General features: G+C 50.3%; 21 protein-coding genes. 14 read left to right on the top strand and 7 right to left on the bottom strand.

From position 1 onward, the window contains the following. Positions 1 to 165 precede the first annotated feature (165 nt). On the top strand, positions 166 to 918 hold the full coding sequence (locus OCU43_RS13635; RefSeq protein WP_091356177.1) for a retropepsin-like aspartic protease: 753 nt from the start codon (positions 166 to 168) through the stop codon (positions 916 to 918). Between the two features lie 51 nt (positions 919 to 969). On the opposite strand, the gene OCU43_RS13630 is transcribed toward OCU43_RS13635, so the two are convergent. Next, on the bottom strand, positions 970 to 1,926 hold the full coding sequence (locus tag OCU43_RS13630; RefSeq protein WP_091356176.1) for a methylenetetrahydrofolate reductase: 957 nt from the start codon (positions 1,924 to 1,926) through the stop codon (positions 970 to 972). 234 nt (positions 1,927 to 2,160) lie between these two features. Between OCU43_RS13630 and OCU43_RS13625 the strand changes: the two genes are divergently transcribed. After that, positions 2,161 to 2,718, top strand: coding sequence for a DUF1285 domain-containing protein (locus OCU43_RS13625; RefSeq protein WP_091356173.1), 558 nt, complete (start codon positions 2,161 to 2,163; stop codon positions 2,716 to 2,718). A gap of 157 nt (positions 2,719 to 2,875) precedes the next feature. Then, positions 2,876 to 3,727 (top strand): alpha/beta hydrolase, encoded by an 852-nt coding sequence (locus OCU43_RS13620; protein WP_091356169.1) that lies wholly within the window; start codon positions 2,876 to 2,878, stop codon positions 3,725 to 3,727. 121 nt (positions 3,728 to 3,848) lie between these two features. On the opposite strand, the gene OCU43_RS13615 is transcribed toward OCU43_RS13620, so the two are convergent. From OCU43_RS13615 to metG, 5 genes are all read right to left on the bottom strand, one after another. Beyond that, a complete protein-coding gene (locus OCU43_RS13615) occupies positions 3,849 to 7,361 on the bottom strand; it encodes an autotransporter outer membrane beta-barrel domain-containing protein (protein WP_091356166.1) in 3,513 nt (1,170 codons plus the stop codon). 212 nt (positions 7,362 to 7,573) lie between these two features. Continuing rightward, complete coding sequence (locus OCU43_RS13610; protein ID WP_091356163.1) at positions 7,574 to 8,656, bottom strand: TIGR03032 family protein; 1,083 nt, start codon at positions 8,654 to 8,656, stop codon at positions 7,574 to 7,576. A 157-nt stretch (positions 8,657 to 8,813) separates the two neighbouring features. Next, complete coding sequence (locus OCU43_RS13605; RefSeq protein ID WP_091356161.1) at positions 8,814 to 9,797, bottom strand: SrkA family protein kinase; 984 nt, start codon at positions 9,795 to 9,797, stop codon at positions 8,814 to 8,816. A gap of 4 nt (positions 9,798 to 9,801) precedes the next feature. Then, on the bottom strand, positions 9,802 to 10,266 hold the full coding sequence (locus OCU43_RS13600) for a CYTH domain-containing protein (protein WP_091356158.1): 465 nt from the start codon (positions 10,264 to 10,266) through the stop codon (positions 9,802 to 9,804). A 194-nt stretch (positions 10,267 to 10,460) separates the two neighbouring features. Next, complete coding sequence (gene metG, locus OCU43_RS13595; RefSeq protein WP_091356156.1) at positions 10,461 to 12,506, bottom strand: methionine--tRNA ligase; 2,046 nt, start codon at positions 12,504 to 12,506, stop codon at positions 10,461 to 10,463. Positions 12,507 to 13,013: 507 nt separating this feature from the next. Here metG and OCU43_RS13590 point away from each other — a divergent pair. The 11 genes from OCU43_RS13590 (at position 13,014) to OCU43_RS13540 (ending at position 25,972) form a co-directional block, all read left to right on the top strand. Then, a complete protein-coding gene (locus OCU43_RS13590) occupies positions 13,014 to 14,264 on the top strand; it encodes an HDOD domain-containing protein (RefSeq protein WP_091356155.1) in 1,251 nt (416 codons plus the stop codon). Between the two features lie 90 nt (positions 14,265 to 14,354). Beyond that, positions 14,355 to 15,449, top strand: a complete 1,095-nt coding sequence (trmA, locus tag OCU43_RS13585; protein ID WP_091356152.1) for a tRNA (uridine(54)-C5)-methyltransferase TrmA — start codon at positions 14,355 to 14,357, stop codon at positions 15,447 to 15,449. 219 nt (positions 15,450 to 15,668) lie between these two features. Next, positions 15,669 to 19,127, top strand: coding sequence for an acyl-[ACP]--phospholipid O-acyltransferase (locus OCU43_RS13580; protein ID WP_091356150.1), 3,459 nt, complete (start codon positions 15,669 to 15,671; stop codon positions 19,125 to 19,127). A gap of 231 nt (positions 19,128 to 19,358) precedes the next feature. Next, a complete protein-coding gene (locus OCU43_RS13575; RefSeq protein WP_091356148.1) occupies positions 19,359 to 20,063 on the top strand; it encodes a DUF2796 domain-containing protein in 705 nt (234 codons plus the stop codon). Between the two features lie 12 nt (positions 20,064 to 20,075). Further along, the gene (locus OCU43_RS13570; protein WP_091356269.1) at positions 20,076 to 20,780 is read left to right on the top strand and encodes an ABC transporter ATP-binding protein; all 705 of its coding nucleotides are present in this window, start codon (positions 20,076 to 20,078) and stop codon (positions 20,778 to 20,780) included. Beyond that, on the top strand, positions 20,777 to 22,036 hold the full coding sequence (locus tag OCU43_RS13565; RefSeq protein ID WP_091356146.1) for an ABC transporter permease: 1,260 nt from the start codon (positions 20,777 to 20,779) through the stop codon (positions 22,034 to 22,036). Before OCU43_RS13570 ends, OCU43_RS13565 begins: the two co-directional genes overlap by 4 nt. Positions 22,037 to 22,076: 40 nt before the next feature. Then, on the top strand, positions 22,077 to 22,589 hold the full coding sequence (locus OCU43_RS13560) for a DUF3299 domain-containing protein (protein ID WP_245756526.1): 513 nt from the start codon (positions 22,077 to 22,079) through the stop codon (positions 22,587 to 22,589). 147 nt (positions 22,590 to 22,736) lie between these two features. Continuing rightward, complete coding sequence (gene apbC / locus OCU43_RS13555) at positions 22,737 to 23,549, top strand: iron-sulfur cluster carrier protein ApbC (RefSeq protein ID WP_091356141.1); 813 nt, start codon at positions 22,737 to 22,739, stop codon at positions 23,547 to 23,549. 120 nt (positions 23,550 to 23,669) lie between these two features. After that, entirely contained in the window at positions 23,670 to 24,236 is a 567-nt protein-coding gene (gene dcd / locus OCU43_RS13550; RefSeq protein ID WP_091356140.1) for a dCTP deaminase, read from the top strand. Beyond that, a complete protein-coding gene (locus tag OCU43_RS13545; protein ID WP_091356137.1) occupies positions 24,233 to 24,874 on the top strand; it encodes a hypothetical protein in 642 nt (213 codons plus the stop codon). Before dcd ends, OCU43_RS13545 begins: the two co-directional genes overlap by 4 nt. A 297-nt stretch (positions 24,875 to 25,171) precedes the next feature. Then, positions 25,172 to 25,972, top strand: coding sequence for a hypothetical protein (locus OCU43_RS13540; protein WP_091356131.1), 801 nt, complete (start codon positions 25,172 to 25,174; stop codon positions 25,970 to 25,972). Positions 25,973 to 26,015: 43 nt separating this feature from the next. On the opposite strand, the gene OCU43_RS13535 is transcribed toward OCU43_RS13540, so the two are convergent. Beyond that, on the bottom strand, positions 26,016 to 26,510 hold the full coding sequence (locus OCU43_RS13535; RefSeq protein WP_091356128.1) for a MarR family winged helix-turn-helix transcriptional regulator: 495 nt from the start codon (positions 26,508 to 26,510) through the stop codon (positions 26,016 to 26,018). Positions 26,511 to 26,674: the final 164 nt, after the last annotated feature.

Raw genomic sequence — 26,674 nt, 5'->3', positions numbered from 1 at the left:
CCACCCAAGCGTAAAAAGGTTTGCAAATACTGCCTTATGATCCGTTTTATGCTGCTGTTTCTGGCGATTGTTGCGGTTTTCCTGTTAAATGGCGTTTATCAGTTCTGGAACTAACTTTCTCACACCGGTAGGACGCCGGTGAAGCAAAAACAGGGAGCGAACGTTATGTACCGATCTATCAGGTTTTTATCTGTTATCCTGTGGGCGACAGCTGCGTTGTCCTCATTCGCGTCAGCAGAGATTCTGCATTATATCGATGCCAGTGGACGCAAAGTTTACGTCGATAGCCCCCATAAAATTCCCCCTCAGTTCCGGCACCAGAGCCAGCAGGTTGAGACGGTACGGATGACCGTTGAAGAACAACTGGCCAGTGAGCAAAGTCGTCAACAGATTAGTGAGGAGTATCGCAGGAAGCAGCAGATACGTGAGCTGGAAAGAACGCTGGCGAACATGACAACCCCGGTCAGAATTATGGGCAATCAGGTGCTGGTGCCGGTCAATGTTGTCTGGCGAGGCCGAAAAGCCAGCCTCAATCTGCTGCTGGATACGGGTGCCAGTATGACTGTGCTCCACCGCGACGGTGTCAGCTCACTGAATACTACCAGTCGTGATTCCAGTTATGCGCAGGTTGCCGGAGGTGGATTGATCAAAACCGAACGGGTGGTCTTCGACCGGATCGAACTGGGTCCCTATCGCATTGAAAACAAATCCACGGCAGTGATTGAGACCAGTGGTCCGCAACCCTTCGACGGGCTTCTGGGAATGGATATTCTCGGCGGAGGCGGCTACAACATCGATTTTGCTCAGCGTCAGATTGTCTGGGCACCTGGTAAGTATAAAGAGATGAGTGCTGCACTTGAAGCATTGAAGCATCCTCAGGCAGAGCCCGATGATGCTGTTGCAGTCGATAAGGAATAATCAAAAAAGCCCGCATTCATCGCGGGCTTTTTGCTAGAGTCATCGGCTCTATTATAGTTCCAGCTCTGCCAGTTTCAGATCCAGCGTGGCTTTGAGCAGTTTATAAAGGCGGATAGCGGCATCGATCTCCTCCTTGCGGTTGGTCAGGCTTTCAATATTCAGACCCAGAGGGATACCCAGGTTACCGCAGGCTTCCAGGATCTGATCCAGGTTGTTGCGGCAGATGCGGATAGATTCAGCCAGTGGGTTATGGGCGTCAAGAATCCGGTGACGGGTCGCCTGTGGCACTGAGATGCCCAGCCACTCCATAAACTCAAGTGTCTTTGCACTGCCACAAGGGGTAAAGGTGAGGATAATCCGTTTCGGTGCGACGCCCCGTTCTTTGCACTCCCGGGCATAAGAGCTTAGCAGGTCGATAGTGGCCTGCGGGTTGTAAACCGCCTGAGAAACAAAAAACTCGCACCCCTGTGCACTTTTTTCTAACAGTCGCAGATGCTCATTGCCCTTGCTGGCATGGCGCTCGGCAATCGTCACCCCACCCAGATTGAAATCAAGGCTGTGTTCCTTCAATGCCGTGTAGGCTTGTGGCAGCGTCAGTTTGATATCGCCATCGGCGGAGGGACTGCCGACCAGAACGATGTCCCGTACGCCATGAGGGCACCAGGCCTTGTCCAGCCACTCATTGAAATCATCTTTGTTGCGCTGAGAGACGCTTTTATAGGTGATCACCGGGCGGCCTGATTTCTCCCTCAGTATGGTTGAGTAATCCCGGGGATCATGGGTGTTCATAAACGGGAATGGACGGGGCTTGTCAATCCGGCTGCTTTCGTCCTGAATGTCGTATACGATGACACCGTCATAGTCGATCTGTTGCAGACGTTCCAGCAGCTTATTACCGATCTCAGATAGCTGCTCCATCGAAACAGAAGATTTCGGCGGGGTGGTGCCAATAAAATAGACGCCGCGTGTTGGGTCGGCGAATTTCTGTTTCAGTCGTGAGTGGCTCATCTGGGGTTCCGTAATTTGTGATCTTTGTGGTGCGACAGTGTTCTGGCTGCCAGTACTTCTTGTTAAGCACTTCTTGTTAAGTACTTCTCTTTAAGTACGAACTATTCTAACAATGAATGCCTTTCATGTGATTAAGTTATAAGGTGAAATTTTTTGCAGTTAATATGAGCCGATTTAATGTCGCTTGAAATACACTATAGATATCAGTGAGACCAAGCGTTAAGAGGGGGCAGTGTGAGTGAGAAAAAAAAAGCGGATTTGAAATCGATACAACAGCAACTGGATACAGACCATCGAGAACCCCGTTCTTTGCCTCCGGTTCACCTCTGGACTCCGGAGTTCAGCGGTGATCTGGATATGCAGATCACCCGTGATGGTCGTTGGATACATGAAGGCGGTGAGATCAAAAGGGCCGCCATGGTGAAGTTATTTTCTTCTATCCTGTGGCGTGAAGGAGAGCGCTATTTTCTGGTGACTCCGATTGAGAAGGTCGGCATTCAGGTAGAGGATGTGCCCTTCTTTTTCACCGCGCTGGAGGTTCACGACGGAGAGGCAGGGCAGGAGCTGGTGTTTACCTCATCAACTGATGATGTTGTTATCGCTTCCGCAGGGCATCCGTTACGGATAGAGATCGATCCGGACACGAATGAACCCTCTCCCTACCTGATGGTGCGTTATGGCATGGAAGGCCGGTTAAACCGTAATGTCTTCTATCAGCTTGCGGATCTGGCAGAGGAGCGGGATGGCGTGTTCGGGGTAGAGAGTTGTGGGCAGTGGTTCAGAATCGGTTAGGGTCGATCGCTTTATAAGCCGTAGTTCGAATGTCACAAAAGGCGTGACTTGCTCGTTACCTGATAAAAGCCTTCTTTACATAGGGATTGGTCTTTAGAGGGTTAATGATTTTGTAAGAGGTAGTTGTGTTGATTGGGGCAGTCCAGATAGACAGGATATGAAGATAATTAACATTTTTAATGTCGGAGTCTTCTCGATCGCTTTAGTCGTCCTCGCGGCCTGTGTTAGCGTTCCCAGCGTTTCGCAGCGCACAGATATCTCAGATCAGCTTGCTGTAAATCAGGGTTGGCAGTCTGAAGTTATAGAGACTCCTTTATTTGATTTAATGAGTTATCAGTCCAAACAGAAACAGGCAGCACCCCTGCTTACGGTCTATATCGAAGGGGATGGTTTTGCCTGGCGGACAGCTTCCATCCCCTCCACAGACCCTACGCCGATAAATCCAATCGGACTGAAACTGGCTCTTATTCACCCTGATGGTAATGCCATTTATCTGGCACGACCATGCCAATATGTCGGCGGCAGCACTGCAAGGAACTGTGATAACGCCTATTGGACCGGTAAGCGATTTTCAGAGGAGGTTATTGCGGCAACTAATCAGGTGATAACCGAACTTAAAGCACAGTTTTCTGCAGAACAGTTGCAGCTAGTCGGCTATTCCGGTGGCGGGGCTGTTGCCGCATTAATAGCTGCTCGGCGAGATGATGTGATTCGCTTGATCACCATAGCAGGTAATCTTGATCATCAAGCCTGGACGGATGCGAAACAGCTTTCTCCACTCAGGGGGTCGTTAAATCCCGCTGACGCCTGGCTGGCGCTTACTAATATAGAACAGATTCATCTCATCGGAGGTAAGGATCTGATTGTTAGTCCATCTATTGTTCAGTCCTACAAACAGCATTTTAAGGATGATAGCCAGATAAAGATCATTACCTTTCCTGACTATGATCATCACTGTTGCTGGACAGAGCGATGGAACACTTTATCGGCTAATTATCTCAGCCGTTAGTGACCACATGTAGTTGTTATCTTGAACGACAGGTATGAAAAGGAAAGCATGTAAAAGGAAGACATAATAAAGGATGATAATAGCCATCCTTTCTGGGGGCTCCCTATCTTCAAGCAACAGATCAGAAGTGAACTTTAAAGCCAAACTCACCTTCCACTGAGTGGCTGTCGCCCTGATTCTCTAGACTGCTGCCGCCGGTTACTGAGGCAAAGAGTTGATAGCGTGTCGAGCCTTTATTCCAGCTGTGCCTGATGCCCGCCCCAAGCTCCGCACTCCAGTCATCAACCGAGTTGGTCAGTTGTGCACCACTGACGTTGACTTGAGTTTCATCTTCAAACTCATGGATCACATTGGCGAGTATAAAGCCCTGGGAGGCACCATCATCCGTAAACTGCTTCGCCAACTCTGCTCCGATACGAGCCTTTAGACTGTTGCTGTCTGATAACTTTACCAGTTCTGAATTGGCCCCGGTAAAGTTATCGCTATCAACTTTGGCATAAATAAGTTGTGCTTGTGGGGTGACCTGTAAGCTTTCGCTTAGGGGAATTTTATGTCCGGCTTCTATTGAGGCACTATAACCCTCAGCAGAAATATCATTTACTTTGCCTGCGCCACTGGCTGACAGGTCGGTTGTGTACCAGCTTTTTTGTGCTTGCAGATCAACATAAGCACCATTAATAAAGGTCCATGTACCACTGACGCCAAGGTTATAGTTCTCGGTCTCCAGTTTGCTGTTACCCGTGGAGGAGCTTACATCTGTGTTTGCCTGCCCATAACCGGCATTAACGCCTGCGACAAAACGACTAGCTGCGGTATCTGACAGGGTAAAATCAACCCCGATCTGAGCACGCCAATGGTTGGTATCGAAATTAGCACCTGTGGTTGAATCGGTGCCATCTATGCTCCGTTTACCGCTGGCAATACGTAGCCAGACCGGTGTATCAATAGCGGTGTCATCACCACTGTTAGCGCCGGTAATACGATTGCGGGTACGGTCGGCCAGAGAGGGCAGAGCCTCCAGCGTTAACAGGCTTTGCCCAAGCGCTTCAACCCCTGATGCAAATGGAGTGTAGGCATGGCCGCCTGCTGTTCCAACAGATTGTAATACCCAATCATTCCCCATCAGCGACAGAGCATTATAATTAAATGCGCCATTAACCAGCGGCGTTGCTAAGGTGAAATCTCCGGCTTTGGTGGTGCCGTCAACGGAGATCAGAGTAATGTCATTACCCGTAGCAGGGCCGGTTGATATGTCGTTGACTCTTACCTGAGTACCACCCGCCAGGACGTTACCGGTTATTGCTAATGTATCAGCAGCGTCGGTTGCCAGATCCGTATCAATCAACAAATCGCCCCCGCCGGTAAAGTTGCCGTTAACTGTGGCGCCAGCATCTACCGAGCTGTTTTGCAGGTTGATAACGCCGTGGTTGAAAACATCACCATCGACCGCTAGCGCAAGCCCGGTTGCGACGTTTAGTGTACCGCCATCCAGTATGATTTTGTTGCTTCCGCCTGTTGAGCGGATTGAGCCGGTAGCTGAAGCGCCGGTATTGATGGTGACGGTGGTATCCCCCGGGCCATCTTCGATCGCTATCCCCGATGCTGCGCTGACAGATGAGCCGGTGTTAAGAGTGATAGAGCTATTGTGAGTATTATAGTTGTCGATGCCTGCTCCAGATCCACCCGTTACTGTACCACTGACGGTGATACTGGTAGTGCCTGTATCATAAAGGTTGCGTGCGGAAATACCTGATTTACCTCCGGTTACAGCGACAGAGTTAATGGTAAGGTCAGTGCCTAGGTTTATTGCAGAGATTCCTGTAGATTGTGCTCCGCCAGTTACAGTGCCGGTACTGGTTATATAGGTTGGGCCCTTACCATAGTTATTAGCGGAAACTCCTCCGTAGTGGCTGGTAACAGCAGCAGTGGAAATGGTAAGTTGAGTGGCTGTAAAATAATTTTTGGCATAAATCTGGCCAGAAACGTCCCTCGAAGTGGTAATGTTGGTTGCGCCTGTGCCGTAATTACGTGCGGCAATAGCTCTATAGTCACTTGTTATGGTTGCAGAGTTGATGGTGAGGTCAGTGGCTGTTCCATAGTTATTTGCTTTAATTCCAATACCAAATATACCAGACTGGGTCACTGATACATTTCCGGTGGTGATGCTAGTTTCGCCAGTACCTCTGTTACTGACAGTGATAATACCTCTGTTAAGGTGATTAGGGCTTAAATCGTGATCTGTTACGGTGGCAGCGGTAATGGAAATATCTGTGGATGTAACATAATTACTGGCGGAAATCCCACCAACGACATTACCTGTAGAGGTAATTCTAGTTTCGCCTGTGCCAGAATTATTTGTAACAATGGCTCTTTCGGGTCCAGAAATATCGACTGCACTAATAACAATATCAGAGGCTGAATAACGGTTTCCGGCAACTATCCCGCAGCGATGTAAGCCTTTAACCGTACCGGTAGTGGTAATATTGGTCTTACCCGTGCCATTGTTGCGCGTAAAAATGCCATCTATCTGTCCGATTACATCGGAAGTCTTAATCGTAAGGTGGGTGGATTGTCCAAAGTTTTCAGCATCAATTCCTGAATAATCTAGGCCAGTTACCGTCCCTGTTGAGCTAATACTGGTCGAACCCAAACCATTGTTAGTTGATTTAATACCGGTAAACCCACCCGTTACCGCGACAGTGTTGATGATTAGTTCGGAGGATCTATTTTCACTACGAGCGTTGATGCCATAATCTGTTACACCGGTTACAGTGCCGGTAGTGGTAATGGTGATTGCCCCAGAGCCTTCGTGGAAAGCCGAAATGCCCGAATTTCGACCCGTTACGACCATAGTCTTGATATTAAGGTCAGAGGCACGTGAAACGTTACCGGCAGAAATTCCACCTGTAACGGTATCAGTACTGGTGATACTAGTTGCGCCCGTGCCTGCGTTGTAAACTGAAATACCTTGCCAGTAACCAGTTACTCTGGCCGCGGTAACGGTAAGATCGGTGGCTGTTGTAGAGTTAGTGGCGCTAATACCAATACCAGTACCAAAATAATTAGCTGTACTATTTACTTCTTGGCTAGAAGTAATGCTAGTCGCCCCTGTACCGAGATTGTTTGCAACAATACCACCGTTGTAACCAGTGACTGTGCTAGTGTTAATGGTAAGGTCTGTGGTTGTCGATCCGTTATAGGCATTGACGCCGTTTCTATTCTCACCAGATACTTCTCCGCTAACAGTAATGGTGGTGGCACCGGTTCCATTGTTACGTGTGTTAATGCCGTAGTTCCTACCCGTTATCACAGATCCATTAGTGTCAGCGAAACTGATGGATGAGCCAGAGCTGTTTCTTAAATCTATTGCATTACCGCCAGTACTGGTCGTATCAATACCAAAACCAGCAGATGTGGTGACTGTTAATGGATTAGCACCAGAGTTTAATGTCTGTGTAACATCGGTTGCGTTGTTTTCAGCGCCGTTACAGATATAGGTATTGGCTGAGCCACCGGGTAGACAGCTACCGGCAAATGCCTGGCGAGAGCCATAGCCTGATAACAGTGTTGCCGCAATTGAGGCGCCTAGTTTCAGGCGTTTAAAGGGGGTGCGGGCGGTCTGCTGTAGCCACATTGTTAATACGTCCTTGTGATGCTTGTTTAGCTAACAGAACTATCGGAAGCTGTTGCTTGATATTGTTTACCAATCTAACTCAATCTTGAAAGTTGTTAAATAGCTTGGCTAAGTTTTAATTTTAAATATATTAACGTTATAAAATGCCATAATCAGATCGATAGTTATGCCGCCGCTATTAACTGTCGTTATCTGTGCTTAGCTGTCTATCCTTAGCTAAGTACTGATGGCGCAAAGGTCACCAGATTAGCGGCTTCCGGTGATTCCGGCGGAACTGCCATTGGACATGTGCTTTCAGGAATAACTTCTAAGTCAAACAGTTCAGCGATATTGCCATCTATTCTGAACCAGTCCACACAGCTGAGAGTTGTCAGGTCGATAATTTGTACGCCACACCAGGGGTCTGAATCGGCTTGTTTTAGCTTTTCATCCAGAGTAAGTCCTTCAAAACGCTCATAGCGGGGCTTAGATAAACCAACAAAGGCATAGTTGCCATAAAAGGCGAGGCCTCGGGTAAAACCGGGGCAAAAGACTTTGGGTTCAAATTGTCCTGTACCATCTGCTTGCATGTTTACAATACCCAGTTCACCGGTGCCCGAGTTAAGCAGCCAAAGCTTACCATCGTGTATTCTCGGGGAGTGTGGCATAGACAAACCTTCACAAACAATTTTATTGGTTTGAACGTCTACCACTACGCCACCATCGCTACGGCGGTCACGCCAACCGTCAATGGTGTTGGATCGGCTTACTGCGGTTACATAACGGGGCTCGCCGTCCTGCATCGCCATGCCATTGAGGTGGCAGCGGTCTTCATCTATCAGGGCGGAAATAAAGGGTGGGCGCCATAACTCTGTAAAACTATGTCGTTCTGATACGGTGGCGATGCAGTTGAAGCGGGTGTTGATGAAAACCGGTTGGTCAGCGTTATTAATACCCACGTCGTGGGCATCTAAATGTCCAGTGACATGAACCCGCCTGGGTACAAAACAGGTATCAAAGGTATGGTTGACTAGCTGGTCGGGCTCCAGAATGTTTTCGAAACGCATGATTTGATAGCCTCCAGTCATGGTCAGGCTACCTTTTTTGTCCATGCATAAACCCATCGGCTTAGGCAGAACTGTTTGGTGAACGTTAATGCCATTCTCCAGGTTGCGGCCAATAAGATAGAGCAAACCGGACTGATATGAGGTGAAGGCGATGGCGATATTGAGGTTATGTAGCCGGGCAAATAATCCGCCCGAGACAGAGTATTCAACATTATTAGCAGAGAGTGGCGTTTCGGCGGTGTCTTTCATGGCATATGTGGCCGTATCGGTTGTACTGTTGAATGTTGTTTATTGATCATTGTTGATTCTGAGGGGCAAATGGCAAAACATTACCACAGGAGTAAGAATACTTCGCGCATAGTTGAACGATTCTGAACAAGGAGCACTAAACAAGAATTAATAGTTCCTAATTATACAGCTGCAACGGTGCTTCCTGCAGGGCGAACAGTTGCTCCCTGAGTTCCAGGATATGTTCGCTCCAGTAGCGTACTGTGTTGAACCAGGGGAAGTTATGGGGGAAGGCCGGGTCTTCCCAGCGGCGGGCGATCCAGGCGGCATAGTTCATGATGCGCAGGGTTCGCAGGGTTTCCGTTAGTCTTAGCTGAGCGGGGTTGAAATCACAAAACTCGCTATACCCCTCAATGATTTCCAATAGTTGTGCTTGCTGACTCTCTCGTTCGCCCGACAGTAGCATCCAGATATCCTGAATGGCGGGTGCCATTCTGGCATCATCAAAATCAACAAAATGTGGAGCGTCATCCCGCCAGAGCATATTGCCGATATGGCAGTCGCCATGCACGCGGATGCGGTTGATCGGTTCACAGATCTGCCAGTTTTCCTCCATCAGCTTTAGCAGGTCCGCTGTCAGCGTGTCGTAAGAGGTTTTCAGTTCCGCCGGAATAAACTGTTCGCTGATCAGTTGCACGCTTTCATGACCGTAGCTGGCGATATCGATCTCTGGACGGTGGACAAACGGACGGCTGGCACCGATAGTGTGAATCCGGCCGAGCATCCGGCCCAGGGTAAACAGGTTATCCATGTTGTCCAGTTCGGGCGCGTGACCGCCCTTGCGGGGAAACAGGGCAAACATAAAGTCGCCATAGGTAAACAGGCTTTCACCGTCTCGAATCAGAGGGGCGACCACGGGCAGTTCCTGTGCTAACAGTTCGAAGCAGAACTGGTGTTCCTCCAGAATCTGCTCCCGGCTCCAGCGGGCAGGGCGATAAAACTTAGCGATCAGTGGTTCACTTTCCTCAATGCCGACCTGATAAACGCGATTCTCATAACTGTTCAGACCAAATACCCGCCCATCACAAAGATATCCCAGGCTTTCAATAGCGTCCTGAATAAAGCTGGGTGTGAGGTGTTCAAACGGGTGCAGTGAGGTCATCGGTTTACCAGTTTTTGAAAGGGTTAGAAAGCAGGTTGGAGTTGTAGTAGCGTTTATCACCGGTGACCTCTTCGGTCACCCAGTCGGGCAGTTCAGGTTGTTCATCTTCACTGTCCAGTTCAACCTCTGCGACGACCAGCCCTTCATTGTCTCCGGCAAAGATATCCAGTTCCCAGAGGTGACTTTTATGGGTGATGAGATAACGGGTCTTATCCACTACCGGGCCGGTGCATAACTCATTCAGCATCTGCCGGGCATCGCTTACCGGAATCTCATATTCAAATTCACTGCGGGAGATCCCTTTAGTTTCGCCTTTAAGGGTGAGAAACGCTTTATCACCCATAATGCGAATCCGCACCGTGGTTTTATCAGCGGTCTTGATATAGCCCTGACAGATGGTCAGTCCCTGAGCTGGCAGGTCGACTTTATCCATATTTACGAGAAACTTGCGTTCAATTTCCTGCGCCATTTCAGACTCCAATAAAAAAGGCACTCACAAAGTGCCTTTCAAGATAACTAAGATAAACCATTAAAGATAACGTTAAGAGTAGTCATTGGTGTTGGAGTACAAGGCGCAGATTAATTTATGATGCGGAGTGTACTGTTGTACATGAGCAATCAGAAATTAATCTGCAACGCAGTAATTCGATACCAGGGACGCTCTTACATAATCCGCATGCCAGGCTGAGCCCCTTCGTGGGGTTCAAGAATCCACAGATCTTTACCGCCGGGGCCGGCGGCCAGCACCATCCCCTCTGACATGCCAAACTTCATCTTCCGCGGGGCCAGGTTGGCCACCATCACGGTCAGTTTACCTTCCAGATCTTCTGGATTGTAAGCAGACTTGATACCGGCAAAGACATTGCGGGTCTCTCCGCCGAGATCCAGTGTCAGCTGAAGCAGTTTATCGGCGCCTTTGACATGCTCTGCTTTAGCGATGCGGGCAACCCGCAGATCAACTTTGGCGAAGTCATCAAAGGTAATCTCATCCGCGACCGGATTTTTCTCCAGTTCTGTTTTCTCCGCAGTTGGGGCTGCCGGTGTTGCTGCTGCAATTGCCGCCAGTGTTGCTTTACTGTCTTCGATCATCGCGTTGATGCTGTCTTCTTCAATACGCTGCATCAGCGGTTTAAACTTATTGATCTGATGGTTCAGCAGTGGGGTTTTGATTGCACCCCAGGCAAAACCGTCAATATTCAGGAAGGCTGCGGTGTCTGCCGCAACCTGAGGCAGTACAGGGGCCAGGTAGGAAACGATCACCCGGAACAGATTGATCCCCATGGTGCAGCAATCCTGTACCTGCTGCTCTTTGCCTTCCTGTTTCGCCAGAACCCAGGGTTCAGCAGTATCAATATACTGGTTGGCTTTATCGGCAAGGTGCATGATCTCGCGCATCGCTTTACCGTATTCACGGGCTTCATAGGCGTTTGCAATCAACTCACCAGACGCGACTGCTTCGTCATACAGGGCAGGCTCTGCCAGTGTGTCAGCCAGTTGGCCTGCAAACTTCTTATGGATAAAGCCAGCGCAGCGGGAGGCGATATTAACGACTTTGTTGACCAGGTCGGCGTTTACCCGCATGCGGAAATCATCCAGGCTCAGGTCGATATCATCGATACCGGAACCCAGCTTGGCGGCGAAGTAGTAGCGCAGGTATTCCGGACGCAGATGCTTCAGGTAGGTTTCCGCCATAATAAAGGTGCCACGGGATTTGGACATCTTCTGACCGTTAACGGTCAGGAATCCATGGCAGAACACTTTGGTCGGTTTGCGGAAACCGGCGCCTTCCAGCATGGCGGGCCAGAACAGGGTGTGGAAGTAGGCGATATCCTTACCGATAAAGTGATACAGCTCGGTATCGGAGGCTTCATTCCAGTATTCATCAAAATCGACAGAATTTTTTTCGCACCAGTTTTTAAAGCTGGCCATATAACCGATAGGGGCGTCCAGCCAGACGTAGAAATATTTGCCTGGTGCATCGGGGATTTCAAATCCCCAGTAGGGCGCGTCACGGGAGATATCCCAGTTCTGCAGACCCGATTCAAACCACTCATTGAGTTTATGAATCATCTGCTCCTGCACACAGCTGTCGACCCAGTTGCGCAGGGTGTTTTCAAAATCAGCCAGTTTGAAGAAGTAGTGTTCAGACTCTTTTTCAATGGGTTTGGCACCTGATACAGCGGAATAGGCGTTTTTCAGCTCGACGGGGCTGTAGGTTGCACCGCAGACCTCACAGGAATCACCGTACTGATCCTGGGCACCACATTTAGGGCAATCGCCCTTAACGAAACGATCGGGCAGGAACATCTCTTTTTCCGGATCGTACGCCTGGGTAATAGTCTTCTTAGCGATATGGCCGCCATCACGCAGACGGGTATAGATCAGCGAAGCAAAATGCTTGTTCTCTTCAGAATGGGTGGAGTAGTAGTTATCAAACCCCACCATAAAGCCTGCGAAATCACGCTGGTGCTCCTGGCTCACCTGGCTGATCAGAGCCTCGGGCGTAACCCCCATCTGGTCTGCCTTCAGCATAATAGGCGTGCCATGGGCATCGTCCGCACACACATAGGTGCAGTGGTTACCGCGCTGGTTCTGGAAGCGGGTCCAGATGTCAGTCTGGATATACTCTACCAGATGACCCAGATGGATCGGGCCGTTGGCATAGGGCAGAGCGCTGGTGACAAGAATCTTACGTTGTTTATCAGTCATGATTCGGAGCAGGTCTAGGTTGCAGAGATAAGCGCGCAATTTTACTCTTAACTGACTGAAATTACAGCCAGGAAGGGCGATCTTTTTTATCCGGTGATGATTCAAACACGCAGGTTTAAGTTAACTATACTGGGTAACAATCGGTAGACAGCTTTTTTAAATAACGCTACAACCTGTTAAGGAACATTTGTTACGTTTCAGGAACAAAGTAGTCTGTAACGGTTTATCGCATAATTGTTGTTGCCTTAACGGTGTAATTTAACAGCTATACTGTAACCTTTACTGACAGTGCCTTGAGCGTCTGATACGGAAAATACTAAGGTATGTTTATCAGCTTATTCAGACGATTTTAGGGCCGCATAGAGCATCGCAGGTAGCTGCAGTGATGGGTTAAATTGAGTAAAGGTTGCAGTACTGCACAGATCTGTTTCCATCCGGTCACTGATCCGGAGATGGCACGTTAAGGAGACGAGTGGGGTAGCCACTCTATTGAGGAGATGGAGGGTCATGTTCGAATATATTCTTAAGGAAGATAAAGTTGCGGTGCTCTGGCTCGGTAAGCCGCTGGCTGATCTGAACAATGTGCCGGCAGAGCTGAAGGGCCGGGTTAGTATCAGTCTGGCTAAGGTTCCTGAACAGGCGATGGAGATGCTTGGTCGCCAGGATTATCAGGTGATTGTTGTTCAGCTGAGTCAGGACGATTTTGAGTTTAGTTATAACTGGTTGCGCAAAGTGGTCGCCAAATATCCGGGGGTTATCCGGATCATGCTGAATGACGGCCTGCAGAATTATCAGGTGGCCAAAGCGTCAGAGCTTTGTCACCGTTCGCTGCTGTTCACTTCTGGGGTTACCGAGCTGTTTCATGAGGTAGGACAGAGTCTGCGTCTGATTCAGTCGAGTAATAAGCCGGTGGTCAGGGAGTACGTCGGTGCGATTGAAAGGCTGCCATCCCTGCCGGGCGTGTATGTTGCCCTGAATGATGCGCTGGCGTCTGATACCACTGGTGCAGCGGATATCGCCGCTATCATCGAGCGGGACCCGGCGATGAGTGCGAAAATCCTGCAGCTGGTGAATTCTGCTTTTTTTGCCCTCAGTAGTAAGGTGTTTAAAATCAAAGATGCGGTGGTGATTCTGGGGGTCAGGCAGATTCGGGATCTGTTTCTGGTGTCGCGCATATTTGAACACTATCCGCAGGATAGAAACTGGTCTGGATTTTCGTTCGAAAACCTCTTTGACCGCTGCATGGTGGTTGGCCGGTTTGCCCGGGCGATCTGTCGCGAACAGCGGGTGAGTGCCGATATTGCCGATAAGGCGTTTCTGGCTGCCCTGCTTCAGGATATCGGTATGCTGGTGATCGCTACCCGTGAAGCGGAGCATTACAGTGAGGTGCTTCAGGAAGCTGCGCTGTTGAATCATCCTCTCTATGCCATCGAAAAACTTCGCCTGGGGGTCACTCATATGGAGGTAGGTGCCTATATGCTGGGACTGTGGAACCTGTCGCCGGAAGTGGTTGAGGCGGTGCTTTATCACTCTAATCCAAACGCTACCTCCAGTGAAAAGTTTACCCCGTTAACCGCCGTGCATCTGGCAGACTCTATTCTGCCTGATGTGGTTAATGTGAATGATTGTCGTATCAGTAGCCAGATCAGTGAGAAGTATGTGACCCGTCTTGGGCTGCAGAATAAGCTTCCCCGTTGGCAGCAGATGTCTGAAGATTTTGCTGCACAGCTCTATTCCGGAACCGGGAATGGTTTCTGAACCGGTTCCTATAAGCAGTGAAAGCTTGGAGTGATCGGGGCAGGCTGATAGAATGCGCGGCCTGTTTTGATTCTATATTCCGAGGTTTAGATGGCGCTGCCTGTTGTTGATCCGTCCCAGTATGATGCTCAGCTGAGCGAAAAAAAAACTGACATCGAACAGCAGTTTGCTGACTTCAATCTACCCGGCATTGAGCTGTTTGAGTCGGCCACAACCGCCTATCGCCAGCGCGCCGAGTTTCGGGTGTGGCACGAAGGTGATGATCTTTACTATGTGATGTTTAAGCCGGGGGACAAGCATCAGCACAGCCGGCTTGAATCCTGCCCCATGGTATCTGAACCGATTCAGCAGGTGATGTTTAAGCTGCTGGACTATTTACGCCCCAATGAACTGCTGCGTCGCCGCCTGTTTCAGGTCGATTTTCTCAGCACCCTGTCCGGCGAACTGATCGTCAGTCTGCTATATCATAAGCCCCTTGATGACGCCTGGATTGAGGAAGCCCGTAAACTCAAACAGCATTTCGGTATCCATTTTATCGGTCGTAGCCGCAAAACCAAGATCGTTCTCGATCAGGATTATGCGCTGGAGAAAATGCGGGTTGATGGCCGGGAACTGATCTACAAGCAGGTCGAAAACAGTTTTACTCAGCCCAATGGCGGGGTGTGCGTTAAGATGCTGGAATGGGCTGTGGATGTTACCCGTGACGCCGGTGGCGATCTGGTGGAGCTGTACTGTGGTAACGGCAACTTTACCATGGCGCTGGCAGAAAACTTCGATAAGGTGATTGCCACTGAGATCGCTAAAGTCTCTGTGGATGCGGCGCAATATAATATTGCCGCTAACCAGGTTGATAATGTGAAAATCCTGCGGATGTCCAGCGAGGAGTTTTCCCAGGCATTGCAGGGGGTGCGCGAGTTTCGTCGTCTGAAGCAGAGTGGTGTTAATCTGGCTGATTATAATTTCAGTACTGTTCTGGTGGACCCACCACGTAGTGGTCTGGATGATGAAACCGTTAAGCAGGTCGCTGAGTACGATAATATTGTCTATATCTCCTGCAACCCGGAAACACTGCAGCAGAATCTGAAGCAGCTGACCCTGACCCATGACCTGCACCGTTTTGCGCTATTTGATCAGTTTCCCTATACCCATCATCTGGAGTGTGGGGTATATCTGACAAGGAAGTAGGTTAGTAACAGGTTTGAATCTCTCAGATCTGCAAATATCCACCCTGGGTATTATTAATTAATACTCTTTGCGCGCAGTTGGTGTTGCGTTAACGATAAAAAGATACTTTAGCGATCATTTTATCGGGAGGTTGTATTATGCTCAGCGCTATCTTTTCAGCACTAATGGTCGTGTCACCGGCATTTACCGTTGCTTATTCGTTCTATCAGGGAGAGTAGGATGTCAGCACTTCTTCGTATCAATGGCTTTCTGGCGTTTATTGCCATCGCCTTTATCAATGCCTTTGTCGATCTGGGTCATAAGATCATTATTCAGAACACGCTGTTCAAAGCGTATGACGGTGATCTGCAGATCGTTCTGACGGCCGTGGTCAATGGGCTGATCCTGCTGCCGTTCATTATGTTATTTACCCCTGCGGGGTTCCTGGCAGATAAATACCCGAAAAATCGGGTGATGAAATATTCCGCCTGGGCTGCGGTTGGTGCAACGCTGCTGATAACCCTGTGCTATTTTCAGGGTTGGTTTATCGCAGCCTTCGCGCTGACCTTTATTCTTGCGCTGCAAAGTGCCTTCTACTCACCGGCTAAATATGGCTTTATCCGTGAGCTGGTGGGGGAAGAGAATATTACCGAAGGTAATGGCTGGGTTCAGGCGGTGACCATGGTCGCGATTCTGTCAGGTATCGCGGTATTTTCGTTGCTGTTTGAGATCCGTGTAAACGGGGCGTTTCAGCTATCACCCGAGCAGAGCCTGGAGATGATCGCCCCATTAGGCTGGTTGCTGGTGATAGGCTCGGTGTTTGAGCTGATACTGGCATACCGGTTGCCGCAAACCCGCGATACTGACCATCAGGTTCACTACGACTGGCAGGCCTACCGCAGCGGTAAGACGCTGAGTCGCAATTTATCGATGATCTACCATAACCGAACCATCTGGCTTTCAATCATCGGGGTGGCGCTGTTCTGGTCGGTAAGTCAGGTGATGCTGGCGGTATTTCCTGCGGTGGCTGAAAGCCACCATGGTATCCACAACACCTTTATTATCCAGGGGACCATGGCGCTGGCGGGTGTTGGTATTATGGTCGGTTCGGTGCTGGCCGGCCGCTGGTCGCCACACTATATCAATATTGGCCTGATTCCACTGGGGGCGGCGGGTGTGGCTGCCGGGCTGGTGTTACTGCCGCAGGCTTCCTCGGTGTTCTATCAGGGAGTGGTGTTTTTTCTTATCGGCCTGAGTGGTGCGCTGCTGAATGTACCGCTGCAGGCACTGATTCAGTTTAACGCTGGTCGGGGTGAGACCGGTAAGGTGCTGGCGGGCAGCAACTTTATTCAGAACATCGCAATGCTGGGGTTTCTGTCACTGACGGTACTGTTTGCCTGGGCTGGGATTGATGGTCTCTGGCTGCTCTGGTTGCTTGCACTGTTGGGGGTTGTGGGGGCGTTGTTTGCTATCCGGTTGTTGCCTCAGGCACTGGTGCGGGTGCTGGTGGCTGGTCTGATAAAGCGTAAATACAATCTTCAGGTGCTGGGCTTTGAGAATCTGCCGCGTTCGGGCCAGGGTGTGCTGTTGCTTGGTAACCATATCAGTTGGCTGGACTGGGCGATGATTCAGATGGCTTGCCCGCGTCATATCCACTTTGTCATGGAACGCTCAATCTACGAGCGCTGGTATCTGAAATGGTTTTTGTCGATGTATCGGGTAATTCCGATCTCCAGTGGTCATAGCCGGGATGCATTGCAGGCAGTTGGTGAGCTGATCAGCGCCGGACATGTAGTCTGTCTGTTCCCCGAAGGAGCAATCAGTCACACCGGTCAGATCGGTGAGTTTAAAAAGGGGTTTGAACGGGCCTGTGAAGAGGCTGAAGGGGTGATTGTGCCTTTCTATCTGCGTGGATTATGGGGCAGCCGTTTCTCCCGCTCCACCGATAAGATGAAGGTGATTCGCCGGGGCGGTCTGAAGCGTGATGTGATAGTCGCCTATGGCCAGCCGATGCCGGTGAACAGCAGCGCTTCAGAGGTGAAGAAGAAAGTTTCTGAGCTGTCGATACATACCTGGGAGCGTTACACTCAGACCTTTCAGCCGCTGCCGCAGAGCTTTATTCGTACAGCAAAAAGTGCCATGTCCGATATGGCGATCAGCGATGTGCAGGGGGAGCCGCTGAGTTATCGACGCCTGCTGACCGCCGTGGTGCTTTTCAGTCAGCGTTTGAAACAGACGCCTGGGCAGCGTTTGGGTGTGTTGCTGCCAACCTCCAGTGCCGGTGCGATCGCTAACCTGGCGGGGCTGTTTGCCGGTCGGACACTGGTGAATATCAATTTTACCGCCAGTGAGCCTGCTCAGTTGGCCGCGCTGGAGCAGGGCGAGGTGGAAACTATTCTCACCGCCCATAAATTTGTCTCTAAACTGAAGGCCCGGGGAGTCAGCACCGAGGCGCTGTTTGAGGGGCGCCAGGTGATTTACATGGAGGACCTGAAGGCGGGCATAGGTAAAGCGGAAGCCCTGGTGACAATGTTTCTGTTGAGTGTGGTGCCCGCTACTCTGCTGCAGGGGTGGCTGGGGGCGGGTACCAGGATGGATGATACCGCCGCTATTTTATTCTCCTCCGGTAGTGAAGGCGCACCTAAAGGGGTGATGCTCAGCCACCGGAATATTCTGGCAAACCTGCGCCAGATCGCCGATGTTTTGAATGTCCGTGAAGATGATTGCATTATGGCGACGCTTCCGCTGTTTCACGCCTTCGGCCTGACAGTGACCACCTTTATGCCTTTGATAGAGGGTTTGCCTGTGGTGTGTCATCCGGATCCGACTGATGCTGTGAACATAGGCAAAGGGGTGGCTAAGTACCGGGCAACGATGATCTGTGCCACCTCCACTTTTCTGCGCCTCTATACCCGCAGTAAAAAACTTCACCCTTTGATGTTTCAATCGATCCGTGTTGCGGTTGCCGGCGCCGAGCGACTCGATCCTGCGGTGCAGCAGGCGTTCGAAGCTCGTTTCAGAGTGCCGGTTATTGAGGGGTATGGTTCGACTGAAACGACGCCGGTTGCCAGTGTGAATCTGCCCGACCATCTGTCTGTTGACGGTTGGTTTGTGCAGGTGGGTACCCGTCCTGGTACCGTAGGGCTGGCACTGCCGGGGTCGACTTTCCGTATCGTCGATCCGGTAACTCTGGAAGAACTGCCAACCGGGGAAGATGGTCTGATTCTGATCGGAGGCACCCAGATTATGAAAGGTTATCTGAATAATCCGGAGAAAACCGCCGAGGTGATTGTCGAAATGGATGGCCTGCGCTGGTATAAAAGCGGCGATAAGGGCCATCTGGATGATGATGGTTTCCTGACAATCGTCGATCGCTACTCCCGATTTGCCAAGTTAGGCGGAGAGATGGTCAGCCTGGGGGCGGTCGAACAGGAGGTCAGAAAACATCTTGCGGATGATGAGTCCGCCCTGGTGGCCATTAATCTGCCGGATGAACGCAAAGGTGAGCAGGTTGTGTTGCTGGTGGATGCGGATATCGATCCGCAAAGCTTCAGAAGTCATCTCGCGAGTCAGGGGGTGCCGCCACTGATGTTGCCAGCGAAGGTGTTCCGGGTTGCTGAGATCCCATTGTTGGGCAGTGGTAAAACCAACTATCCGGCGGCAAAACTGCTTGCCGAACAAATGCTGGTTTCAGGCTAAAAGCTGTTTTATCAACCGGGTCCTTTCTGGCCCGGTTTCTCCTCTGTTGTATCTCTTTAAGCTGCTTGCTGCTGCCTGGGCGTCGGGATTTATTTTTTCATGTGTATAGAAATGCTTCGCCTCATGCGCGAGCTTTACGTGACATTTTTGCGTCTGAGAACCACGTTTACTGTATTTATATTATGTTATACTGTAACATTTATGTTTTCGTAAATATTGAGGGTTTGGCGGATGAAACTGTTGGGTGGGGTATTGCTATTACTGGCTGCGCCGGTTGTAGTCGCTGAGGGGATTGAGCGTCAGTATGAAAGTCATGAGCACGGTAAAGCAAGCATGACAGTGGTTTTAGAAGACAGTGAGTTGCAGATTGAGATTAAAACTCCAGCAGCTAATATTGTAGGGTTTGAGCATGCGCCTGCGGATGAACAACAACAGCAGGCACTGGCCTCAGCCCTTGCACAGTTGAAAAAGACCGAGCAGTTGTTTGGCTTTCCAGAAGGTTCTGCCTGTCATACAGAGCTGGCGGACGTTGAAACGACTATGGTGGACAGTCATGATGATCATGAAGCGGATCACGATCATGAGGCGGATCACGACCATGAAGCAGATCGCGACCATGAAGCAGATCACGGCCATGAAGCGGATCGCGACCATGAGGCAGATCACGATCATGAGGCAGATCACGATCATGAGGCGGATCACGACCATGAGGCAGATCACGATCATGAGGCGAGTCACCAGCATGACGGGCATACTCACAGCGACTTTATGTTGTCATACCGGTTTCACTGTGGGTCTCCAGCATTGCTGAAGGGTTTTTCTGTTGAGCTGTTTGAGTATTACCCACAGATGCACCAGCTTCAGGTGCAGTTAATTGGTCCGGCCGGACAGAGCTATCAGCAGCTGGATGATGAAAACAAATGGTTAAACTTTTAACCGATGGATGATATGAAGAACGCTGTTATTGAGCTGGATAAGGTGGTCTTTGGCTGGCCTGAGGGCCAGCCTGTTCTGGATATTCCAGCGCTGAACGTTGCCGCTGCCGAGCGGGTGTTTGTCAAAGGTCCTTCAGGAAGTGGTAAAAGTACCCTGCTCAACCTGATTGCTGGCATACATACCCCTTTGCAGGGGCGTATCTGCGTATTGGGACAAGCTTTGCATAGCCAGGGGAGTGCCTGGCGGGATAATTTCAGAGCTGATCATATTGGACTCATATTTCAGCAGTTTAACCTGCTGCCTTACCTTTCGGTGCTGGAAAATGTGATGCTGCCCTGTCGTTTTTCGATGGCGCGTAATACACGGGCCACGGAGCGCTATGGATCACTTGAGAACGCTGCGACACAGCTGCTTGAGCATCTGGGAATCCCCCGTGATTCGTTGCACCGTCGAGGGGTGACACGGCTCAGTATTGGTCAGCAACAGCGGGTTGCTGCCGCCAGAGCATTGATTGGCAGTCCTGAACTGGTGATCGCAGATGAGCCAACCTCTGCTCTGGACAGTGATAGCCGCAACGCGTTTCTTGAACTGTTGATTCGTGAATGTGATCTGTCTGAAAGTACTCTGGTGTTTGTTAGTCACGACAGCTCACTGGAAACACACTTCAGCCAGGTTATTTCATTGCGTGATCTTAATCATGCAAAGGAGTTGGTGTGAAAGTTGTTTTGATGCTGGCTCTGCGAAGCCTTTATAACCGGCGCGTGACCGCTATCATGACGATGATCTCTATCGCTGTCAGCGTTGCACTATTGCTCGGTGTCGAAAAAATACGAACGGAAGCGAAGCAGAGCTTCAGTTCGACTATCTCGGGTACAGATCTGATTATCGGCGCTCGTTCCGGGTCGGTGCAGTTGTTGCTCTATTCGGTATTTCGCATAGGTAATGCCACCAATAATATCAGTTGGAAAAGTTATCAGGAGATCGCCTCTCAGCCTTCTGTGGAATGGACGATTCCCATATCGCTGGGCGACTCACATCGGGGCTACCGGGTGCTGGGGACCACCGGGGACTACTTTAAGTACTACCGCTATGGACGTAAACATCCTCTGGTTTTTCGTGACGGGCATCCGTTTGTTGCGCTGCATGATGTGGTATTGGGGGCCGAAGTCGCGCAAACACTGGGGTATCAGCTAGGTCAGAAAGTTATCATCAGTCATGGTATTGGCAGTACCAGCTTTAGCAAACACAAGGATCAGCCTTTTACTGTTGTGGGCATCCTGAAACCAACCGGGACGCCGCTGGATCGTACACTGCATGTGAGTCTTGCGGCGATAGAAGCGATCCATATTGATTGGCAGTCGGGTACCTATATACCGGGGTCAGGGGGGACAACTCCTCTGTCAGAACGAAAGCTGGAGCCAAAACAGATTACTGCGATGCTGGTGGGGCTGAAGTCAAAGCTGTCGACTTTCCAGCTGCAACGGTCGGTTAATAACTATCGTAAGGAAGCGTTACAGGCGATTCTGCCCGGCGTAGCGCTGCAGGAACTCTGGGGGATGTTGGGGGTGGTTGAAAGCACCCTGTTAGTCATCTCAGGGTTTGTTGTGGCGACGGGACTGTTCGGTATGCTGACGGTATTGATGACCAGTTTGACTGAGCGTCGTCGGGAGATGGCAATTTTGCGGTCGGTTGGCGTCAGACCCTGGCAGGTCTGCTTATTATTAGTACTGGAGACCGGCGGTCTGACGCTTGCAGGTATTGTGTTGGCGATGCTGTTTCTCTATGGTGGTCTGGCGATCTGCATTCCGCTCATTGAGAGCCATCTGGGGCTCTATTTAGAGCTGAGCTTACCCGGACTTTATGAGTTAAAACTGTTGTTGTTAGTCTTTGTTACCGGCCTCCTGTGTGGTTTGATACCCGGCTATACTGCCTATCGATACAGTCTGGCAGATGGTATGACGGTGCGTTTGTAACTGAGTGAGATGAGAAATGTTAGCTAGAGTGGTTGTTTTGGTGAGTATTCTGATCGCTGTCTGTATCGCCCCGGTGCGGGGTGAAACGGTTCAGGGAGAGGCGGTTGAGACGATCGACTGGGACCTGTTGATGCCAGAAGATTACTCGCCGATGGCTGTCTTTGATACCAGTCAGTTCTCATCATTGGATGATTATGACCCTATGGCTGAAATAAAACTCAAAGCGATGATGGAAGCCCTGAGTTCTGCCCCGGTTGTTAAGGAGATGGATGGCAGGATGATCCGTATCCCCGGGTTTGTTGTGCCGCTGGTGGAGGAGGGGCAGAGTGTCACAGAGTTCTTTCTGGTACCCTATTTTGGTGCTTGTATTCATGTTCCGCCGCCGCCTTCGAATCAGATTATTCATGTGACCTTTGAGCCGGGCGTTAATGTAGAGAACCTTTACGATGCTATCTGGGTTGTAGGCAAGCTCAGTGTCGAAACCACCATTCATCAGATGGGAACCTCCGGATATACGATGGATGCCTTTAAGATTGAAGCTTATAAAGAGTAAGCAACAGAGCTGAAATTGTGGCACCATGCTGTGCATCGGGTTTCTGCTCGTGGAACTTTTCCGCCGCTTCATGCATAATATCTGACTAATATAGTTGGTTATTAGTGTCTATATGCATAGCAAAGCCACAGGCTAAGGTGTTATTTGATGCAAAATATAAAGAATATTGTTGCTGTCGCTTCCGGTAAAGGGGGCGTGGGTAAATCGACAACGACGGTGAATCTGGCATTGGCGATGGCTGCTGAAGGCTACCGTGTGGGTATTCTTGATGCGGATATCTATGGCCCGAGTATGGGCACGATGCTGGGGGTTGCGCCGACAACCCGGCCGGAGCCGGCGAGTGAAAACGCGATGAAGCCGGTCAGGGCACATGGTCTGGAGGTGATGTCTATCGCCTTTCTGATTGATGATGCGCAACCGATGGTATGGCGTGGACCGATGGCCAGTGGTGCTTTGCAGCAGTTGCTGACGCAGACCGAGTGGGGCGATCTGGATTTTCTGTTTGTCGATATGCCGCCGGGCACCGGGGATATCCAGCTGACTATTTCGCAGAAGGTGCCGGTCAGTGGTGCTGTGATTGTGACAACACCGCAGGATATCGCCCTGCTGGATGCCCGCAAGGGGATTGAGATGTTTCGTAAGGTCGATATTCCGGTTCTGGGAATTGTCGAAAATATGAGTGTACATATCTGCAGTGAATGCGGTCATGCCGAGGCGATCTTCGGCAGTGGCGGTGGTTTAGATCTGTCCCGTGCTTATGACGCGCCGTTGCTGGGCCAGCTGCCACTTAAAATGTCTATCCGTGAGGCCGTTGATGGAGGAAAACCTACCCTCGTTGCCGATCCTCAGGGCCCGGAATCGATGATCTATCGTTCTACAGCCCGTCAGGTAGTTGAAACACTGCAAAACAGGAGTGGTGTGCAGCCGTCGATGCCGAATATTTCCATCAGTCAGGACTGATCTGGCACCAAGCCCGTATCAGTCACCGACCGCATTTTTTTTCTGAAAATGCGGTTTTTTTTTAGCAAAAACGATATTATGTGCGGCCGCACAAAATAACAGAGAACTGGAACTGAAAAGATGGGTATCAAATCAGACAGCTGGATTCGCCGCACTTCAATTGAACAGCGCATGATCGAACCGTTTGAACCGGGTCAGGTACGTCGTCGGGGTGACGATCGACTAATCTCCTATGGTACATCCAGCTATGGTTACGATGTTCGTTGTGCCGACGAATTTAAAATTTTCACTAACATCAACTCATCTATTGTCGATCCGAAGAACTTCGATGATGGTAGTTTTGTTGATGTGAAATCTGATGTTTGTATCATTCCGCCTAACTCATTTGCGCTGGCGCGCACAGTTGAGTATTTTCGCATTCCCCGCGATGTACTGACGATCTGTCTGGGCAAGAGTACCTATGCACGCTGCGGTATTATCGTTAACGTGACACCGCTTGAACCTGAGTGGGAGGGGCACGTAACACTGGAATTTTCCAATACGACGCCGCTGCCGGCGAAGATTTACGCCAATGAGGGGGTTGCTCAGATGCTGTTTCTGGGGGCTGATGAGGTGTGCGAAACCTCATACAGAGACCGTGATGGTAAATATCAGGGGCAGACAGGAGTGGTTGTTCCCCGTACATGATTGAGTCGAGCGATAAAATCCAGAATTTCTGGCAGCAGGTAGAGCAGACTATTGACCGGCTGCTGACCAGTGAGTCTGAAAATCAGTTTGAAAACGAATCATTATTGCTGGAATACAGCAAAAGCCTGAGAAGTATCGACGCCAATCTGACCTTTCACTTCGAACGTGAAGAGGGTGAGGGCAATGTTGAGATGATTTTCGGCTGTGATGGTTATCCCGAATCGATTACTTCGGTATTAACGCTTGTGGGGGCAGCGCCGGATATTGGCGGTGTGCGTTTCGTCGCGTTTAATAATCGCTATGATCCGGTACCTGCCACGGTGAATTTTGGTGATGAGCAGTTTCAGTTAGATGAATTCTGGTTTGGTTATCGGGTCGAATCGGGGCGCTACCACCTGGATATCTACATGCACGATCTGCCGGAGTCACTGGATATGGAGCCCCGTATTGAAGCGGTGATGATCTATCTGGATGCTCTGATTGGCGAATACGACCTTATGACCCGGGTTTCAACCCTGGACTGGTATGACCTTCCGGTTGACCCGGTTGATTATGCGTTGCAGCCGCTGTCTGAGCTGCGTAACTGTTTTGACCAGCAGCGCAACCTGATTAGCCCGATCGGGCTAACCTATCATTAATCCGGGCTTTGAGCCGTCGCTTTAATTGTCGGATAGTATATAGATGCTGCCCTCTTCATCCTCTTCGCCAGTAAACGTGCTCCAGGGTGCCTGACTAAACATGATTCATCCTCTCGTTGTGTTGATCCGCAGAGGTATGAAATCCGGCCCGTTATTGAGGATTCCTGCCTCTTAATACTGCTTCGGCTGTGATTGTATAAACATTAATAGAGTTTTTTCACTGGCCTGTTTTGTCGAAGACCGGCTAAAGTTAATAATATAGTTGAATCTGTAGTTGGCTGCAGAGCGGAGACAAATATGAGTCAGTTATTAACCCGACTGATAGAACAGGTCAGAGCCGATTATCTGCAGCTGATGGAGCAGGATGATGGCCGCTATCCTTATACCTCTGCAGAGAAAATCTGCAATGAGCGCCTTTATCTCAGCGCTGATGAGCTGGCGCCGATAGTCGCTGAAGATCCGACTTTGCTGGCTGCGCGCCGGGGTAATCTTATCGCCAGTGAAAGTGAGCGTGATAATCCCAGTGTCGGCATGATTATCTGTGCCAATATCGTCGCGGCGATGATGGAAGGGCTGGTTGATGTTGCTCTGGAGCATGGCTGGTTGTCAGTGGACGGAGAGGGGCGGCTGATGATCGATGCTGAGGAACTGAAGTTGCCAGAGCCGCTGGCAGCTAAAGTGGATTACAGTGTTTCAGAGATTGCGCGTGAGAATCTGCTATTGCCGGGGGAGAGTCTGCTGACCCGGGTGATGAACGGTGCCGAATCTGCCTATGCTCAGCGGCTTAATGATGAACCGCAGAATGCTTACTCCCTGGCGCTGCAGGTTGCTTCCGAACACTCCCTGTTTGCCCCTGACGATATTGCCCCGCTGGTCGAGGAAAATCCGTTGCTATTAGGCTTGCGCGGCGATGGCATGGTGGATGAGGAGATGTTTGAGGGAGACCCGCCCGCGGGCATGATTGTCAGCGCTCATCTGACTCAGATGGTGGTTTCTCAATTGCTGGAGCTGGCGGTAGAGCAGGGAGTGCTTGGCAGTGACAGTAGTGGTCATCCGCTGCCGCCGGAGGATGGCAGTGCGGGGCCTGTGATTCACTGATCGTTGCTGGCCCGCATCGGTTGTTGCGGGCTTTGTGCGGAGATCAGTTTTTTGAATACTCCTGCTGGGAGCGGTCCAGTTCGCCGATATCCAATAGTGGTGCTGCGTCCAGATGCTGAGCGTTGAGCATAAAGGCGATCCGCTCCAGGCTGGAGACGATCATCGACTGTTCCCAGTTCTGCATATCCTCAAAGTTCCGGACAAAGATATCCTGCTGGGTTGTCGGGGCGCCTTTCATCAGCTCAACCCCTTTTTCCGTCAGGCTGACCCAGACTTTCCGTTTGTCCTCTATACCCCGTTCCCGGGCTATCAGCTCCTTTCTTTCAAGTCGGTCCAGAATACTGGTGACCGTTGCCTGAGTCAGAACCATCTCCTTTGCCAGCTCACCCGTGGTTAACTGAGTATTTTCCCGCAGGGTCTGCATCACCATTAGTTGAGGTGGCGTTAACCCGGTGCTGCGGCTGATATCCTTATCCTGCATATCGGTTGAGCGGATGATCTGGCGCAGTAATACCAGCGCTTTCTGGCTGTTTTCCATGGGCTGTCCTGAAATTATTTTGGTTGGCTATTCTACGGAGTTTTATCTGTGTTTTCTAGAAATAGCTGGCTATGCAGAGGGGATGATTTGTATTTCTAAGTATATATTTTGGCTATTACCGCCTAATAACCGTTTGTATAGGTTGTTTAACGGGGCTTAGTATG

This window comes from Amphritea atlantica (assembly GCF_024347255.1).
GTDB lineage: Bacteria > Pseudomonadota > Gammaproteobacteria > Pseudomonadales > Balneatricaceae > Amphritea > Amphritea atlantica.
This window is presented reverse-complemented; position numbering and strand designations above follow the sequence as displayed.